Annotated in this window: 1 protein-coding gene and 1 pseudogene; one reads left to right on the forward strand and one right to left on the reverse strand. The window is 69.0% G+C overall.

Annotation, left to right across the window (positions count from 1 at the left end):
- The coding region (locus ACE3OK_RS12560) for a redoxin family protein (protein WP_374249891.1) at positions 1-225 on the forward strand (225 nt) is incomplete at its 5' end.
- Here ACE3OK_RS12560 and ACE3OK_RS12565 read toward each other — a convergent pair.
- Positions 205-1,565: pseudogene (locus ACE3OK_RS12565) on the reverse strand (penicillin-binding protein 1C); the annotation flags it as partial. The gene ACE3OK_RS12560 and the pseudogene ACE3OK_RS12565 sit on opposite strands and share 21 nt — an antisense overlap.

A 1,565-nucleotide genomic window follows, 5' to 3' on the forward strand; every position in this document is an offset into this window, starting at 1 on the left:
AGTCAGGACGTGCCGGCCGGACTGCGGATGCTCGCCGACGGCAATGCCGACTTCACCCGCGCACTGGGCATGAGCTTCGATGCCAGCGGTTACGGCATGGGCATCCGCAGCAAGCGCTTCGCGTTGTTTGCCGACAACGGCATCGTGCGCGCGGTGTGGATCGAGGCACCGGGCGAGTTCCGGGTCTCCGCGGCCGAGAACGTGCTAGCGCAATTGCCCGCTTGAGGCAGGCGTGGCGGCGGGCGCTGCGCAGCTCGCGCACGGCTGCGGCTGAGGTTCCAGGATCGCGAACTTCAAGCTGTCCCACGCCCCGCTGTCGGCCAGTGCGGTCAGTTCATGCCGTCCGGGTGTGCTGAACACCTGCAGGAACGGATGCCCGCCTTCGCTTTCGGCGAACCAACGCCCATCCAGCAGCCATTGCACCCGCCCGCTGGTGCCCAATGCACGCAGGCTGACCCGCACGCCATCGGTCTGCCCGGGTGCGGCAGCCAATTGGCTGTCTGCATTGATGCCCTGGATACGCAGGGTTTCCAGCGCGCTGCGACCATCGTCTGCGCAATCGGCGGCGAGCGGCGGCAAGGACGACTGCGCGCGCCATTCCGCCGGCAACCACGGGCCCAGCAAGGCCGGCCAACGCGCGATCTGTGCCTGGCGCACGGTATGCGCCGCGGTGCACGCCGCCGACAAGCGCTGGCCGGTGGTCGCGTCCACCTCGAAGCGCTCGATGCCGGTGCTCCAGCGGCGTGCATCGCGTTCCGGGAAGGTCGGCGGGACCACGCCGTCCAGCGTCCACGCTTGCATGCGCTTCTTGCACAACTCCGCCGGCTGCGCATCCGCGGGGATGCCCAGTGGCCAGCACACGTCCACCTGCGCCACGCTGGCCGGGGCCGGCGCGTCGCGTGCATCGTTCGGCCCGCGCGGCAGGCTATCCACGACTTCAAACAACAAGGGCAAGGCCGTGACTGCGCCGTACTGGCCCGGCAACGGCGTGCCATCCGGTCGGCCCACCCACACGCCCACCGTGTAACGCGGCGTGGTGCCCAGCGCCCAGGCGTCGCGGTAACCGAAGCTGGTGCCAGTCTTCCACGCCACCCGTGCACGCCGGCCGGTCTGGAACATGCCTTCCGGATCGCCAGGGCGGGCCGTGCCGGCGAGGATGTCGTGGATGATCCACGCTGCACCCGGCGACAGCACGCGGCGATCGATGTGGGGTGCATCCGGCGTGTAGCGCACCCGCCCGGCAATGCCGCCGCGCTGCAAGGCCGAGAACGCACCGACCAGATCCTCCAGCCTTGTGCCGGTGCCGCCGAGAATCAGGCTGAGATTGGGCGGCGCACCCAGCGGGAATTGCAGGCGGATGCCGGCGTGTTCCAGCCGCGCGGCGAATCTCGCCGGACCGATCCGATCCAGCAGGTCCACCGCCGGCACATTCAACGACAGACGCAAGGCCTCGGCTGCACCGATCGGGCCGTGGAACTCGGTGTCGAAATTGCTGGGTCGATAGCCACCAAACGACTGCGGCGCATCCACCAGCAGGCTTTCCGAATGGATCAAGCCTGCATCCA

This window comes from Thermomonas sp. (genome assembly GCF_041905325.1).
GTDB lineage: Bacteria > Pseudomonadota > Gammaproteobacteria > Xanthomonadales > Xanthomonadaceae > Thermomonas.